Source organism: Serratia proteamaculans (assembly GCF_946227095.1).
Classification (GTDB): domain Bacteria; phylum Pseudomonadota; class Gammaproteobacteria; order Enterobacterales; family Enterobacteriaceae; genus Serratia; species Serratia proteamaculans_E.
Window position 1 is genome coordinate 530,558 of the sequence record NZ_CAMISV010000001.1, and the last position, 13,487, is coordinate 544,044.

Below are 13,487 nucleotides of genomic sequence, written 5' to 3' on the forward strand. Positions count from 1 at the left end.
CCTCTAGTTAATATTGCGCCAGGTGGCTTCAACGTGGATCTCCCCGGCGGCACTGACGTCGCCATACCAGCCGTTGCCGTCCACCGTCTTTAGCGAGATCGGGTTATTCATCGGAATGTTGAATTTCACCCGGGTTTTGTTCAGCACCCCGACCTCGCCGGAAATATCGTTCCACGGCGTGCTGCTCCATAACGCGTTAGTCATGTCATGCCACTGCCCGTCGCAGCCGGCGTCATAGCTCTGCTGGCCATTGGTGCTGGTAGTGATACTGAGCGTGGCCGGAAAGGGTACCTGGCTGTGGCTATCCGCCGAGGAAAAAATACAGTAATTAATCCCGTTGATGGCCTGCGTCGGGCCGGTAGCCATCACCCTCACCTGATCGGCAGCAGTCTTGCCACTGGTGGTGACGATATAGCCAAATTCCAGCGGTGGCTCTGCCGGGCCGACGTAGCCCTCACGGTGCGGCTGGTTGTCGTAGTCGTCAGAAATGATGCTGATACTGAAATCACGCGGTTTGATGATCAGCTGGTTGGAGGTAGAGAACTCGTACCAGCCGGATTCCGGTGAAGTGGTGTTCTGGAAGCGGAAGTTAATCAGGTCGCGTGTGCCGCTGTCGGAGATGCCCAGCTTCACCATCTGTTTGAAAAAGTTGCTGCCGAAGAACACATAAATCACGTTGCTGCTCTTCAGTTGGTTAAAGGTGTAGTAGCTGCCGGTACCCGAGGTATTTTTCCAGCTGTTGCCGTCCAGGCTGAACTGCAAATCGGCGGCGTTGGTCGCCGAGGTTAGCGCCGCATTGTTGATCGCCGGGAACACATGAATCGAGGTGTTACTGACGCTACCGTCGGTCTGCAGATCGTAGCTGACCATTTTACAGGTGATGCCAGAGCGCGAACCGATAGTCTGGTTTTTGCAGTCGGCATTGCCCTCACCGATAATCGGCACGCCGTCACTGTTAACAAACACTTCCGACACCGCGTTGGTGTTGATAAAGCGCAGATGCGCTGCCTTACTGTGGGTCACAGTGCGTTTATACCAGTTGCCTCTGCTCTGATCCTGACAGCGTCCCCCGTTACTGGCATCGTAGACGTCCGAAGTCTGGCAGCCATTAATCTGCATGCTGAACGCATCACCGGGCGCCATCTGTTTCAAATACTGATAAAAACTCGGCGACATCATACCGTGCATCCATTTAGCACCCCCTGAAGTCACCACCGCACCATAAAACCCTTTTTCATCGGTGGCCTGCGGCAAAATCAGGCTGGTATCCATATTACAGCCGCCGTACCAGTTAATGCAGCGCAGCCCGAGGAACGGGTTCTTGATCGGGGCATTTTCCAGCCACATGTCAAAACGGTTGTTAGCCGACAGGCCGGTGTTGTAGCCGTTATCCACATAGCCCAGGCTCTGCTGGTAAATGGTGCCGGAGCCGCCGTACTTCAGCCCGGTCCATTTATTGGCCCCGGTCATGCGCGGATCCAATGCCCCGGATGGGGTGACAAAAAAGTTGTCATCGGCGTTGTTCTCGACAAACACGAACTTCACCGTCGCGGCATTCGGCCAGTTGGTGACGCTCACCGCCGCCTGCAGGGGCAAGGCAGCCAACAGCATCAGCAGCAGCGTAGACTTAACCTTCATTTGCCATTTCTCCTGCCTGCAAGTTACCCGCATAGGTTTTCAGTCCGGTACAAATCACGTCGCCAACCCATATAGCCCCCTGCGCTTTGCTCAGATCCAGGCCCACTTCGCAGCTCTGGTTACCGCTGTAGGTAAAGTCGATCACCGGGAATTTCTTATCGACGTCCATAATGAATTCACCTTTCTCATCGGTGCGGGTGCGGCCGATATGGTTTTTGATATAAGCATTAGCCAGCAACGTGCCGTCTTCCGCCTTGATGCGACCAAACACCGTCACCATCTGTTTAATTTCCGGCGTGATCACCGCCACGTTACCTGGATACAGCGTCAGCTTGCTCTTGCGCCTGGTGACGATGTCGAAGCTTTCCGCCGAGTTTTTATTGTTCATTAACTCAACTTCGTACTGGCCGTAAGGCGACAACGGCACATAGTTTTTATTGCCGGTCAGCTTCACCGTCCGGCCATCAACCCGGGCGGTCAGCATGCCGTCATTTTCGATGCCGGTGTTAAAGATGATGCCCGCATTGCCCTCATTTCTGCCGCTGGCCGCAATATCACGCCCTTGCCAGCCCACGCTGCCGCTGGCGGTCAGGCTGGTGTTAACGTAACCATCGGCAGAACTGCTGACGTTGACCGTACCGGCGGAATACTTGGTGTCAAAGCGCGCGTAGGCGCCGCCGTTCATACTGTTATCGCCGTTGGTGTCACCGGAAATCGCCCGTGACAGGTTGGCACCAAGGGTACGGATTGGCCCGTCTTGAATGTCTTTACGTGCGGCCAGGTTAGCGGTGGTATAGCCGTTCTGGTTTGAAACCCCGGCGCTGAGCCAGTTGCCCATCGGCAGTGAAAAATCGAGTGCGATGTATTTACCGGTATTCGAACTGTAGCCGCCGTTGTTGTAGCGCTGAACGCCGGCACGCACGCCAAGCGTGCCAAAACGGCCGGTGAAAATATTTTGATAATAATCAGCGTTGTAGTAGTGACTGCTGTTCTTTTTATCGTCGTTGTAACTGAGGCTTAGGCTGCCCAACGGCGACCAAAGCGCGCCAAAATTCATCGTGCCGCCGATGGCGCGGTTATGCGCATCGTTTTGCAGCAGCTTGTCGCCGATCACCGTTTTTTCCTGGTTGACCCACAGGCTGCTGAAACCGCCGGGCAGCGCAGCACTGACGCTGTTGACCAGGCTCCAGGAATGGTCAGACGCCGCCATGTTCTGCACGTTGAACTGAATGGATTGGGTCAGTGGTACGCTAATACGGCTTTCGCCCACCGCGTTGCTGTCAAACGAGTAACCGGAAAGCGCCCAGTTCAGCATCCGCAGGTTACCGGTGGCCGAAGCGCCGATCAGGTAAGAATCCTTGGCCTGCCGTTGGCGTTGATCATCACCACGCCAGTCGTCCATGCGGATCATCCCACCCCAAAATTGCCAGGCCAGCGGTGCATTGGCACCACGGTTGGGGCTGAACAGCTTGTTCACCCGCTGCATACGTTTATCCACCACCCGACCGTTGACCACCACCTCAACCTCAACGTCATAAATGCCGTAGGGCAAGTTGCCGGTATCCACTTCATGATTACCCATAGCGAAGTTCTGCACGCTCAGCAGTCGTCCCTCACGCGACAGATGCACTTCCCCCGCCGAGGGGAAGAACGCCACGATCGGCGTCAGCGATTGGCTGTTATCAAATACGGTGGAGTTGGCGCGGTTGCCGTAAGACAGGCCATAAATTTTGCTTGAGTTGATGGTAGTGACCGGCCCCAGCGACTGCAGATTCCAACTGTCCAGCATGCCGGCGGCGAAGCGACGGCCGGCAAAGTCACGTTCGTACATCGCCTTATACAGCGTGGCGTTCTCATCGCCGCTGCCGATACCATAAACGGAACCGTTAACTTCCACATGATGCTCACGCAGGGCAGTCACGCTGTTGAGCGACAGATAGCTGGAGGTATTGCCCTCGCTGGCCCGGGTGCGGTTATCGTAAACCCCGAGGTTATAATCCAGCGTACTGCTGATGGCGTCCACGCTGGAAACGCCGATGTCGCTGGAGCGAGCACGCAACAGGGTTCCCATCGCCGCCTCTTTCACCACCAGCTGCAAATTAAGCTGGCGGAAGTCCAGCGCCAGCCAGGCGTCATCCGTCAGTGCAATACGCTGCTGCGGGTCAAAACCGGCTTCCTGCAGCGCCTGCAATTGCCTGATGGTCTCTGCAGTCAGCGGAGTGCCATCGTCACCGTCTTCCAGCGTAATCTGGCGGATTTTCAACTGATTGTTATCCAGGTATAAAAAGGCGTGACCAATACGGCGGTCATCTTTTACGCCGCTATTTTTTTCAAAGTGCAGCAGTAATGGAATACTCATGCCTTCGCGCAGCGCCAGGCTGAAGGTCTGTGGGATTAACACACCGTCAATCTGGGTCAGTCCGGCAGCGATCACCGTCTGGCCCGGTAGCAACACCGCAGGGATCGCCATCACCCCGCTGGCCAGCAGCGTTTTCAACAGCACAGCCTTCACATGCCACTCCTTGCTTTAATGTGGTGCATTCCGTTTCATTGCAGACAACCTGCTCTATTTCACCGGGATAAACTGGTCGCCATGCCATAGCGCCACACGACCTTTCTTGTCGTTGACGTCCACTTTGCTGAAACCGCGTGCCTTGCCCGGCATAACGAAATAGTTTTCCTTGCAGTCATTGCCGTCTTTCTTGTTGCGGCAGTTGCCGTAGGCCACCACCTTGAAAGTGGCGTTGCCGGTGTTTTTTATCTGTCCGTCGGCAAACTGGTAATTGAATTGGTCCTGTCTTGGCGCCACCACCAAAATGGTGCCAATACGGGCAGAGGTGGTCGCAACAGCATTGCGCCTGGCCGAGTTTTGCCCCACGTCGCTCAGCGCCTGATCGAACCAGACGATGCGGTAATAGCGCTCCTGGCTGTCAGCGGGACCTTTGTAATAAAAGCGAATCACATCGCTGGCGTTGGCCGGCAATATCAGGCTGGCCGGTGACAGCAACATTTCATCTTTGCTGCCCATCGGCACCACGGCTCCGGATTCCAGTGGGCTGGAGATACGCTCGATTTTGATGTTCACCAGGCGGCCACTGTCGGTAGTGTTCTTGATCTCTTTACTCAGACGCGCGCTATCGCTGTGCATGAACGAACTGATCTCACCGACATCCAGCGCGAAAACAGGGTGAGACAGCGATAACAGCAGGAGAGCGGCGAGAGAGATGTGTTTCATGGTGGCATTCCAATGACGAGCTTCTGTGGCGATAAACAACAGGGAGTTGCCCCCCTGTTTTATAGCGGTGAACCTGGGAAGTTACGCGGTCCAGGTGGCGTTGAATTCAACGCTCACATCGCCGCTCCAGATCCCTTCAGGCAGGGTGCTGAAATCCGTCACGGCGGTGGTGCCGTCAGAGGTGGCACCAATGATGGTGAAGGTGAACTGATCTTGTGCACTGGTGCGAACAGCCTGGTTATAAGCGTTGGACAGCGCGCTCAGGTTGCCGCCCAGAATACCGGCAGAGGTATCGATCATGGTGGTTTCAGCGGTTTTCTCTACGGCTTCACCGTTGTAGTTCACACCCACGTTCAGAGTGGAACCTGAGGTGTCGAGCTGAGTCAGGGTGTTGGAAACCAGTTTGGAAGTCAGTTTGAATGCGGTCGCGGTAGCATCCCCTTCCACGGTCACGTCAAACAGACCTTTCTGGCTGTTAAAACCCTTGATGCCTTCCGCATAGTTGAAGGACAGGCTGCCAATAGGGGTAACAACCAGCTTGCTGGTGGTGTCTTTCTTCGCAGTAGCAGACCAGGTGGCCAACGCCTGAGCGGTAACGTCGGCGGCTTGTGCAGTGCTGACCGCAGCGAAGGCTGAAATGATTGCCAGAGCCAGTGTAATTTTCTTCATGGTAAAACTCCCTTCAACTTTGAATATGATTGTGCGTCCATTAGCGTGACCTGCTTTAGCCAGTCTGCTTGACGAGATGAAGAGTAACCGCATTAGATCAAAAAAGAATCATTAACTATCAATTGATAAATATTTAGTTTTAAATTCTGATATTAATATTTAAAAAACCAACTTTAAGGTTAAAACCCCAAACGGCATCGCCTCTAAGGACAATAAACTTATTATTTCCCAGACCAATAAAACAGCCACGCCTGTATATAAAACAGCCGGATGCGCAGAATCAAAATACGGTCATCTTGATTATTTTTGTAGGATGTTTAATTTGATTTAAATCAATTCAGCTGGAACCAGGGATCGGGGCGTAAATAAAAGGGCTGAGGATAAGGAAAATACATCGCCGACCTGCCTGGTGACCAGGCAGACCGAGGACGCATTTTCAGGCCGGGTGCTGGAGGCGAAAAGCCAGAATCAAACGCATAAACCCCACCTGATTAAGACCAAGTTTGCGCATGATATTCAGCTTATGGCTACTCACCGTTTTATAACTGCGATGGGTGACACGGGCAATGCGCTGCGGATTAGTATCGGCAATCATCATCGCCAGTATGCGCCATTCGCTACGGGAAAGAGGTTCTACGGGTTGAGTCAACGCCGTCTGAATACCCGGACTGCGATACCCCACTCCCGTATCGGCGGCGGCAATGGCTTCGAACAAACAATCCAGCGGTTCGTCTTTTGCCACCAGGGATAAATGCACCTCCGCCGCCAGCATCGCCAGTATGCTGGCGTTGGTGACTTCAGTAAATATGATCAGCGGTGTCTTCGGCCAGAAATCGTTAATGGTTAGAATGAAACGTAATACATCATACAAATTCTCACTTTCATTATATAACTCCATAATGAGGATTTGTTTCTCATTCTCCTTTAGCACAGCGTCTATTTCCCTGATACTGTGGGCAAATTGATAGTGTGTGGGTTCAGGTTCAATAAGCGCCCGTAATCCTTTTCTCACCCAGGGATTAGGTTCATAAAAGAGAATAGTCTCCCTGAAAGGGGTATTCGTCATAATCTATTACCGTAAATTAGGTATAAAAATAGCGATTGAGGCGAAAATGTCGAGCATCGCAGGTTGGCAAAGTATAAATATTGCACCAGGAAAATGCTGCATTAATAGCCAGGCAGTGAAAGTTAAGTAGTTAATATCAAGGTGATAATATTGGCGGCATATTCCTTTCCCCCGGGGTGGTGTTCATCCTGACACCGATTAATTGATAATTGCTGCTTTGTCGCTTTCAAGACCAGAACAAATCTCAACCCTGTGCTCACGCAAAATGCGACAACGCAGGAAGAATAGCCGGGAAATGCCGGAAATGTACGAGCGCACCTGGTTGCTACGTACTACCAACAAGAATTCGTCGCCGCTGCATTCGGCGGTCTGCGGGGCAGCATAGGCCAGAATGTCACGGCTCAGGCCGGCACTGGCGGCAGCCGCAGCGCCGGGCATTGACATGAAAACCTTGCAGCTGTTGACCTTACCCAGATAAATTTCCTGCCGGGAAATCGAACCGGTGAGATAGCTGCTAATGGCCACCACCAACATAATCACCCCCAGTGCGACTACACTGGCTATCGCCCACCAACGCCGGGAATAGCCGGCATAGACCATCCCGGTGACTGGCGGATCTGCGGGCGATGAGGCTATTTCAGATTGATCTGAGGCTCGCGGAACAACGGGTATTACTTCGTCAGTGACGCTGTATTGCGAACCCTCACAGGATTCCACCTCTATTTCATAACGCAGCATAAAACCGACTTTGGGAACGGTAGCAATCACCTCTTCCTCAATCCCCAGATTTTTAATTACCCGACGTAGTTTGCTCACACACTGGTTAAGATTATTGTTGCCTGAAACCATGCCATAATCATCCCACACCTTCTTGAATATCACTTCCCGGCTAACGGCCTCACCATGATGGGTAATCAATAGCAGCAGTAATCGCTTTGAAGGATTGGAAATAGAGATGGGGTCATCAGAGAACTCCGTCAGGCTCAGGGTACCCGTATCCACATCAAAAACGACGTGGTCGTTTAATCTATATTTCATTTTAAAGGTCACTCTAGTGATTATTTATCGCCGGCGTTAAATGTTAATAGGATATTAAGCAATATTTAATCAGGTTAATTGGTCAATCTCAGCCAGCAATCGCAATGAAACTCAATTAACGCCACAGAATGGATGTCTCTTTCCTGACTATTTTAGATATAAGATTTTTCTCATAAACCATAACCAAAGATTATACAAACATCACAACCATTGATATATTTATATGTAAAGGTTCTTAAAGTTAGTTTTTTGTTTTGTAAATTACCGCCTTTAAGATAAAAATCCTTTCCGTTCATTTATTGCAAGCATTTTTAATGAAAAAATAATATTGCATAAACTTTAACAGCTTTATTTTTAACCAAAAATCAAAGGGTAAAGCGTAAAATTGACGTAATTATCGGCAGGATTAATCACTTTTTTCGAGGGTTTCAGGGGCAATAGCGGGGGAAATGAAAGTAAAATGTTACGAATAACATTTTCGTCAATAATACCCTATGTCACTATATTATCGACGTAAATAATAGTCTCAAACAGCGAAATTAAATTAATCCCCAGCGGGAAAAATCAGGCTAAAGGTGATCCGGGCAGCATTATTCTCTGCGGAACACTGGGCACGACTCACACCACCATGCAGCGTCATGATCGCACGGACGATCGCCAACCCCAGACCGCTGGCATGACTGCCGGCACTACGGGCGGCGTCAACCCGGTAAAAACGGTCGAACAGCTTGTCCAGATGCGCCGGGGCAATCGGAGGTCCCTGATTAACCACCTGTATCACCGTCTCCCCCGTCGGCCGGCTAAGCACCTGCAACCGTATCTGGCTATTTTCATCGGCGTAACGCACCGCATTAGCAACCAAATTGCTCAATGCACGCTGGAACAGCATCGCATCCGCCAACAGTTGCCCTTCCCCCTGGCAAACCAGTGTCATGCCACGCTCTTCTGCCAGACCTTCGAAATAGTCCGCCACTCGCTGCAGCTCTTGCGCCACATCAAGCCGGCTGGCGTTCAGCACGGCTTGCCCTTCTCCCGCACGCGCCAGGAACAGAATGTTTTCCACCATGCGCGAAATGCGCTCCAGTTCCTCCATATTATTCGACAGCAGGGTTTCATACTCCTCCACGCTGCGCGACTGATAGAGTGCCACCTGGCATTGCCCCATTAGCGCGCCCACCGGAGTGCGGATCTCATGCGCCAGATCGGCGGAAAACTGCGTCAGACGCTGGTAGCCATCGTTCAGACGATCGAGCATGGCATTAAACGAATGAGTCAGTTGCTGTAGCTCCTTCGGCGCGCCCTGCTCACTCAGGCGAGTCGACAGCGTATTCGGCGTGATCACCGCCGCCTGCGCCGCCATGCGCCATAACGGCTGCAGCCCACGACGCATCACCCAATACCCCAGCAAGGCAATCAGGACAAACGCCACCACCACCGCGGCCACAATTCGCCAAAGATAACGCGCCAGCATCTTCTGTTCATTGACCATCACGTGGGCCGCCGAAATCTGCAGCAGGTTGCCGTCCTGTAGCCTGACCAACGCCGATACGGCACGCAAGGGCACGCCTTGCTCCGTCAGCCCACCCTGTACCGCAGTCAACCGCTGCGGTGTGCCCACCGGCGTCGGGGTCATTGGCGGCAGGGTCAGCCGGGACGGGTTAACGTTGATTAACGGCTTTTGACCCAGTTGCTGAAAAATAAGGATATCCTGTTCATTGCCCAGCATATTTTCGAACAGGCCGGTGTTCGCCGTCAGCCGGTCGAGCGGAAAACGCTGGCTCAATAAATGGCGGAAATATTCCACACGGCCGGTGACCTGCAAATCGCTGCGGATGGTCATCTCCTGACGCATGGCTCCGTACAGGTACCATCCCGCTCCGCTGACCACCAGTGCCGCCACCAACGCAAACAGCATGGCGCTGCGCAGCGTCAGCGACAATGCACGCCAGCGTTCGGCCATGGCCTTCATGAACGTGGCTCGCAAACGTAGCCAATACCGCGCACGCTGTGGATCAGCTTGACGTCAAAGGGTCGGTCAATCTTGGCGCGTAGCCGCTTGATCGCCACATCCACCACGTTGGTATCGCTGTCAAAGTTCATGTCCCAGACCTGCGAGGCGATCATGGTGCGAGACAAGACCTCCCCTTCCCGACGAACCAACAGATGTAACAACATGAATTCTTTGTTGGTCAGCGAGATCACCTGTTCCTGCCGTACCGCTTTGCGTCGCAGGACGTCGAGCTGTAGATCGGCAATCGCATAGTGGTCGGCCTCACGCACCGTGCCACGCCGCAACAACGTGCGCAGTCGCAACACCAGTTCGGTGAAGGAAAACGGTTTAATCAGATAATCATCGGCCCCCAGTTCCAGCCCATGAATACGATCCTGCACCCCGTCACGGGCGGTCAGAAACAAAATAGGCACGTCACTTTTCTTGCGCAGTACCTCAATGATCTGCCAACCGTCCAACCCCGGCAGCATCACGTCGAGCACGATGGCATCGTAGCCATGCTCCAGCGCCAGGAACAGACCGTCGGTGCCGTTACGTGCCAAATCGACGCTGTACCCGGCTTCCCCCAGCCCTTTCTTCAGGTAATCACCCGTGCTGATGTCGTCTTCAACTACCAATATCCGCATTGTTGCCACCTCATTACACCTGCGGAAATACTAGCAGTTTCGGCGGACATGCTTGATGACATTAATGTCATTAAACGGACATGGTGCTGTCCCTATTGTTCAACCATGCTTAACCGGCAACCTAAACAAAGGAGAACATTATGATTACCCGTCATCGTTTTGCCGGTTTACTGCTGTCCACCCTGATGCTGTGCAGCGGAGCCGCCGCTGCGGCTCAAACGCCAGGAAAAGTGATTGCTCCCCTGCGCGGCACTATCGATCAGGTGACCGACAGCAGCCTGCAGGTCACTGACCGAAAAGGGGAAAAGATCAGCGTAAAACTCAACGACCAGACCAAGGTGCTGAGCGTTTCAAAAGGCACGCTGGATGACATCAAACCGGACAGCTTTATCGGCACCGCCGCGGTACCGCAAGCGGACGGCAGCCTGAAGGCACTGGAAGTCCACGTGTTTGCCGCCAGCCTGCGCGGTACCGGTGAAGGCCATTCGGCCTGGGAATCTGCCGACGGCAAGGTGGATACCATGACCAACGGCACCGTCGGCAAACTGGTTAAATCCAACGGCCGTACCCTGACCGTGACCTACGGTAACCAGCAGAAAACCGTTAACGTGCCCGAAGATGTGCCGATCGTCACGCTCGATCCCGGCGACCGCAGCCTGCTGAAACCTGGCGTGCACATCGTGTTGTTCTCCGCGACTGACGACAAGGGCGAACGCGTAGCCACCCGCATTTCTGCCGGTAAAAACGGCACCGTTCCGCCAATGTAATTCGGGAGTTCGTGATGAAAACCAACGCGCCACGGCCGGTGCATCGCTGGCCGGTCCGTATCACCCATTGGATTAACCTGTTCGCCATGGTTTGTATGTTTATGAGCGGCTGGGAAATCTATAACGCCTCACCGCTGTTCGGCTTTCGCTTTCCGCCGCAGGTTACGCTCGGCGGTTGGTTGGGCGGCGCGATTGGTTGGCATCTGGCAGTAATGTGGCTACTGGCAGGCAATGCACTGTGCTATCTGCTGTGGAGTCTGTTCAGCGGCCATTTCCGACGCGATCTGCTGCCGCTCACTGCAGGCAGCTTAGGACGAGATATCTGGCAGGCGCTCACGCTGCGGCTAAAACATCAGCACGGCCGCTATAACGCCATTCAAAAGCTGATGTACCTCGGCGTGCTGGCTCTGGGCCTGCTGTTGGTGCTCTCCGGGCTGGCGATCTGGAAGCCGGTGCAACTGCAAGGGCTGGTGAGCCTGTTCGGCGGCTTTGACACCGCGCGTTACGTTCATTTTTTCGCTATGTCAGGCATTGGTTTGTTTGTGGTTATCCACCTGCTGATGGTGATTATCGTACCGCGCACGCTATGGGCAATGATTACGGGTGGCAAACATGAATGACAGAAAACAGCGCCCTGTGGCACCGACGCTGGAGCCGGCGCAAAAGAAACAGCTGGTCAATTTACAACGCCGCCTGATGCTGCGATCCGGCCTGACGCTGGGCGGTATCGCCATGCTGAGCGGCTGTAACCTGCAGGACGGGGATCAGGTGGATAAAGTACTGTGGGCCATGTCGCGCTGGAACGATCGGGTGCAGGCCTGGCTGTTCAACGGTCAAAAGCTGGCACAGACCTATCGCCCGGAGCAGATCACCCATCCGTTCCCGTTCAATGCGTTTTACCCCGAGTACAACGTGCCGGAAGTGGATCTCGCCAGCTATCGGTTGGAAGTCTCCGGCAAAGTTGAAAAAAAGGCGTCCTGGACGCTGGAACAGCTGCAACGTCTGCCGCAGGAAAGCCAGATAACCCGCTTGATCTGTATCGAAGGCTGGAGCGCCATCGGCCAGTGGGGTGGCGTGCCGCTGCGCAACTTCCTGCAGCATGTCGGGGCAGATCTGAATGCCCGCTATGTCGGTTTCAAATGTGCGGACCGCTATTACTCCAGCATCGATATGGCCACCGCGCTGCATCCACAGACGATTCTGGCGCTGGATTTCGGCGGCAAGGCGCTGCCGGCGGATTACGGCTACCCACTGCGGCTACGGGTGCCGACCAAGCTGGGGTTCAAGAATGCCAAACATATCGCCGCCATTTTTGTCAGCGATACCAACCCCGGCGGCTATTGGGAAGACCAGGGTTATAACTGGTTCAGCGGCATTTAGTTTTTTGCGCCCCCATCTGGGGGTTTTCTGTTTTAGCCTCTCATTCCCCGGTCGTCATCAGTGTGATATCTGCCTGCGAAATCGCCTCGCGCGCGGCGGCGGGCAGATTGTCATCGGTAATAATCGCGTCAAATACCGTTATCGGCAGCGCCAGATAGGTGGCGATTTTGCCGTATTTAGAGGTGTCGCTGAGCAAGATGCAGCGGCGGCTGGCGTCAACAATGGCTTTCTTCACCATCACCTTGTCTTCGTTTGGCGTAGACAACCCGCGCATGCCCCATGACGAAGCGGAAATAAATGCCAGATCGATAAACAACCCACGCAACGCCTGCGCTGCGGCTTCACCCACGCATGAACGATTCTCACGGCAGACGGTACCGCCGGTGTGAATGATTTTGCACTGGCTGTGTTCAATCAGGTAACCGGCAATCACGAAATCATTGGTGACCACAGTCAGGTCTTCGCGATCGCTAATGTGCTTGGCCAGCGCCAGCGTAGTGGTACCCGCATCCAGATAGACACAGCTGTCAGGAGGGATCTGCCGGGCCGCCAACTGGCCGATGGCCGCTTTCTGCTGGCTGTACATCCCTTCCTTATCCTGATGAGAAGGTTCAATCGCCACCCGTTCTGCCGACTGCACGCCGCCCGACACCGCCAGTACCGCCCCCTGCTCTTCGAGCTTTTGCAGATCGCGGCGGATAGTCATGTGCGACACCCCCAGCCGTTCGGTCAATTCAGCAATGCTGACCACCCCACGTTCTGATACCAGCGCTAATATTTGCTGATGGCGTTCTACAGGTATCACGGTTCCCTCTCTTTACCGCAGTGATAATAATTGTGATTTTACGTCAATTTTCGTTCGATAACAGTCCTCTTCATTCAGGCCGTGAGGTGGGTCATGGTATCAATACATTATTTTAAATAGCTTTAAAACAGTGAGATAAGTCCATTATCAGCTCTTTTATCTGATGTGAGCCTGAAACAATAACTGTTAATAATTGTGATGCCGATCGCTGACTTCAACCAGACAAGCGCTTACATTTAACACAATAAAACA

12 protein-coding genes are annotated in these 13,487 nt (G+C 53.4%); 3 read left to right on the plus strand and 9 right to left on the minus strand.

Annotated features, from left to right (window positions below; genetic code table 11):
- Nucleotides 1–3: 3 nt before the first annotated feature.
- The 8 genes from ecpD to OC597_RS02630 all read right to left on the minus strand — a co-directional run bounded on the left by ecpD (nt 4) and on the right by OC597_RS02630 (nt 10,283).
- The gene (gene ecpD, locus OC597_RS02595) at nt 4–1,638 is read right to left on the minus strand and encodes a fimbrial adhesin EcpD (RefSeq protein WP_261284021.1); all 1,635 of its coding nucleotides are present in this window, start codon (nt 1,636–1,638) and stop codon (nt 4–6) included.
- Nucleotides 1,628–4,108, minus strand: coding sequence for a CS1-pili formation C-terminal domain-containing protein (locus OC597_RS02600; protein WP_262207538.1), 2,481 nt, complete (start codon nt 4,106–4,108; stop codon nt 1,628–1,630). Before OC597_RS02600 ends, ecpD begins: the two co-directional genes overlap by 11 nt.
- A 96-nt stretch (nt 4,109–4,204) precedes the next feature.
- Nucleotides 4,205–4,873, minus strand: coding sequence for an EcpB family pilus assembly chaperone (locus OC597_RS02605; protein WP_261252008.1), 669 nt, complete (start codon nt 4,871–4,873; stop codon nt 4,205–4,207).
- 81 nt (nt 4,874–4,954) lie between these two features.
- Nucleotides 4,955–5,542: a common pilus major fimbrillin subunit EcpA gene (gene ecpA, locus OC597_RS02610; RefSeq protein ID WP_085115879.1), complete on the minus strand. Its 588-nt coding sequence runs from the start codon at nt 5,540–5,542 to the stop codon at nt 4,955–4,957.
- Between the two features lie 436 nt (nt 5,543–5,978).
- Complete coding sequence (locus OC597_RS02615; protein ID WP_261252007.1) at nt 5,979–6,608, minus strand: helix-turn-helix transcriptional regulator; 630 nt, start codon at nt 6,606–6,608, stop codon at nt 5,979–5,981.
- A gap of 198 nt (nt 6,609–6,806) precedes the next feature.
- Complete coding sequence (locus OC597_RS02620; RefSeq protein WP_262207316.1) at nt 6,807–7,646, minus strand: winged helix-turn-helix domain-containing protein; 840 nt, start codon at nt 7,644–7,646, stop codon at nt 6,807–6,809.
- A 544-nt stretch (nt 7,647–8,190) separates the two neighbouring features.
- Nucleotides 8,191–9,615 (minus strand): heavy metal sensor histidine kinase, encoded by a 1,425-nt coding sequence (locus tag OC597_RS02625; protein ID WP_262207319.1) that lies wholly within the window; start codon nt 9,613–9,615, stop codon nt 8,191–8,193.
- Nucleotides 9,612–10,283, minus strand: coding sequence for a heavy metal response regulator transcription factor (locus tag OC597_RS02630; RefSeq protein ID WP_085115875.1), 672 nt, complete (start codon nt 10,281–10,283; stop codon nt 9,612–9,614). The genes OC597_RS02625 and OC597_RS02630 overlap by 4 nt, the downstream gene beginning before the upstream one ends.
- A gap of 140 nt (nt 10,284–10,423) precedes the next feature.
- Here OC597_RS02630 and OC597_RS02635 point away from each other — a divergent pair, with 140 nt between their 5' ends.
- From OC597_RS02635 to OC597_RS02645, 3 genes are read left to right on the plus strand one after another with little or no spacing between them, the layout of a single operon-like run.
- Nucleotides 10,424–11,050, plus strand: a complete 627-nt coding sequence (locus OC597_RS02635; protein WP_099064060.1) for a hypothetical protein — start codon at nt 10,424–10,426, stop codon at nt 11,048–11,050.
- A 14-nt stretch (nt 11,051–11,064) separates the two neighbouring features.
- Nucleotides 11,065–11,670: a cytochrome b/b6 domain-containing protein gene (locus OC597_RS02640; RefSeq protein WP_207975795.1), complete on the plus strand. Its 606-nt coding sequence runs from the start codon at nt 11,065–11,067 to the stop codon at nt 11,668–11,670.
- Nucleotides 11,663–12,430, plus strand: coding sequence for a molybdopterin-dependent oxidoreductase (locus tag OC597_RS02645; RefSeq protein WP_261424579.1), 768 nt, complete (start codon nt 11,663–11,665; stop codon nt 12,428–12,430). Before OC597_RS02640 ends, OC597_RS02645 begins: the two co-directional genes overlap by 8 nt.
- 40 nt (nt 12,431–12,470) lie before the next feature.
- Here the strand turns inward: OC597_RS02645 and ygbI are convergent, their stop codons facing one another.
- A complete protein-coding gene (gene ygbI, locus OC597_RS02650; RefSeq protein ID WP_261252001.1) occupies nt 12,471–13,235 on the minus strand; it encodes a DNA-binding transcriptional repressor YgbI in 765 nt (254 codons plus the stop codon).
- Nucleotides 13,236–13,487 lie beyond the last annotated feature (252 nt).

Bases quoted from the DNA above. Each gene is read 5' to 3' on its own strand.
- ecpD (WP_261284021.1), bottom strand. From the start codon at position 1,638: ATGAAGGTTAAGTCTACGCTGCTGCTGATGCTGTTGGCTGCCTTGCCC.
- OC597_RS02600 (WP_262207538.1), bottom strand. From the start codon at position 4,108: ATGGCGATCCCTGCGGTGTTGCTACCGGGCCAGACGGTGATCGCTGCC.
- OC597_RS02605 (WP_261252008.1), bottom strand. From the start codon at position 4,873: ATGAAACACATCTCTCTCGCCGCTCTCCTGCTGTTATCGCTGTCTCAC.
- ecpA (WP_085115879.1), bottom strand. From the start codon at position 5,542: ATGAAGAAAATTACACTGGCTCTGGCAATCATTTCAGCCTTCGCTGCG.
- OC597_RS02615 (WP_261252007.1), bottom strand. From the start codon at position 6,608: ATGACGAATACCCCTTTCAGGGAGACTATTCTCTTTTATGAACCTAAT.
- OC597_RS02620 (WP_262207316.1), bottom strand. From the start codon at position 7,646: ATGAAATATAGATTAAACGACCACGTCGTTTTTGATGTGGATACGGGT.
- OC597_RS02625 (WP_262207319.1), bottom strand. From the start codon at position 9,615: ATGAAGGCCATGGCCGAACGCTGGCGTGCATTGTCGCTGACGCTGCGC.
- OC597_RS02630 (WP_085115875.1), bottom strand. From the start codon at position 10,283: ATGCGGATATTGGTAGTTGAAGACGACATCAGCACGGGTGATTACCTG.
- OC597_RS02635 (WP_099064060.1), top strand. From the start codon at position 10,424: ATGATTACCCGTCATCGTTTTGCCGGTTTACTGCTGTCCACCCTGATG.
- OC597_RS02640 (WP_207975795.1), top strand. From the start codon at position 11,065: ATGAAAACCAACGCGCCACGGCCGGTGCATCGCTGGCCGGTCCGTATC.
- OC597_RS02645 (WP_261424579.1), top strand. From the start codon at position 11,663: ATGAATGACAGAAAACAGCGCCCTGTGGCACCGACGCTGGAGCCGGCG.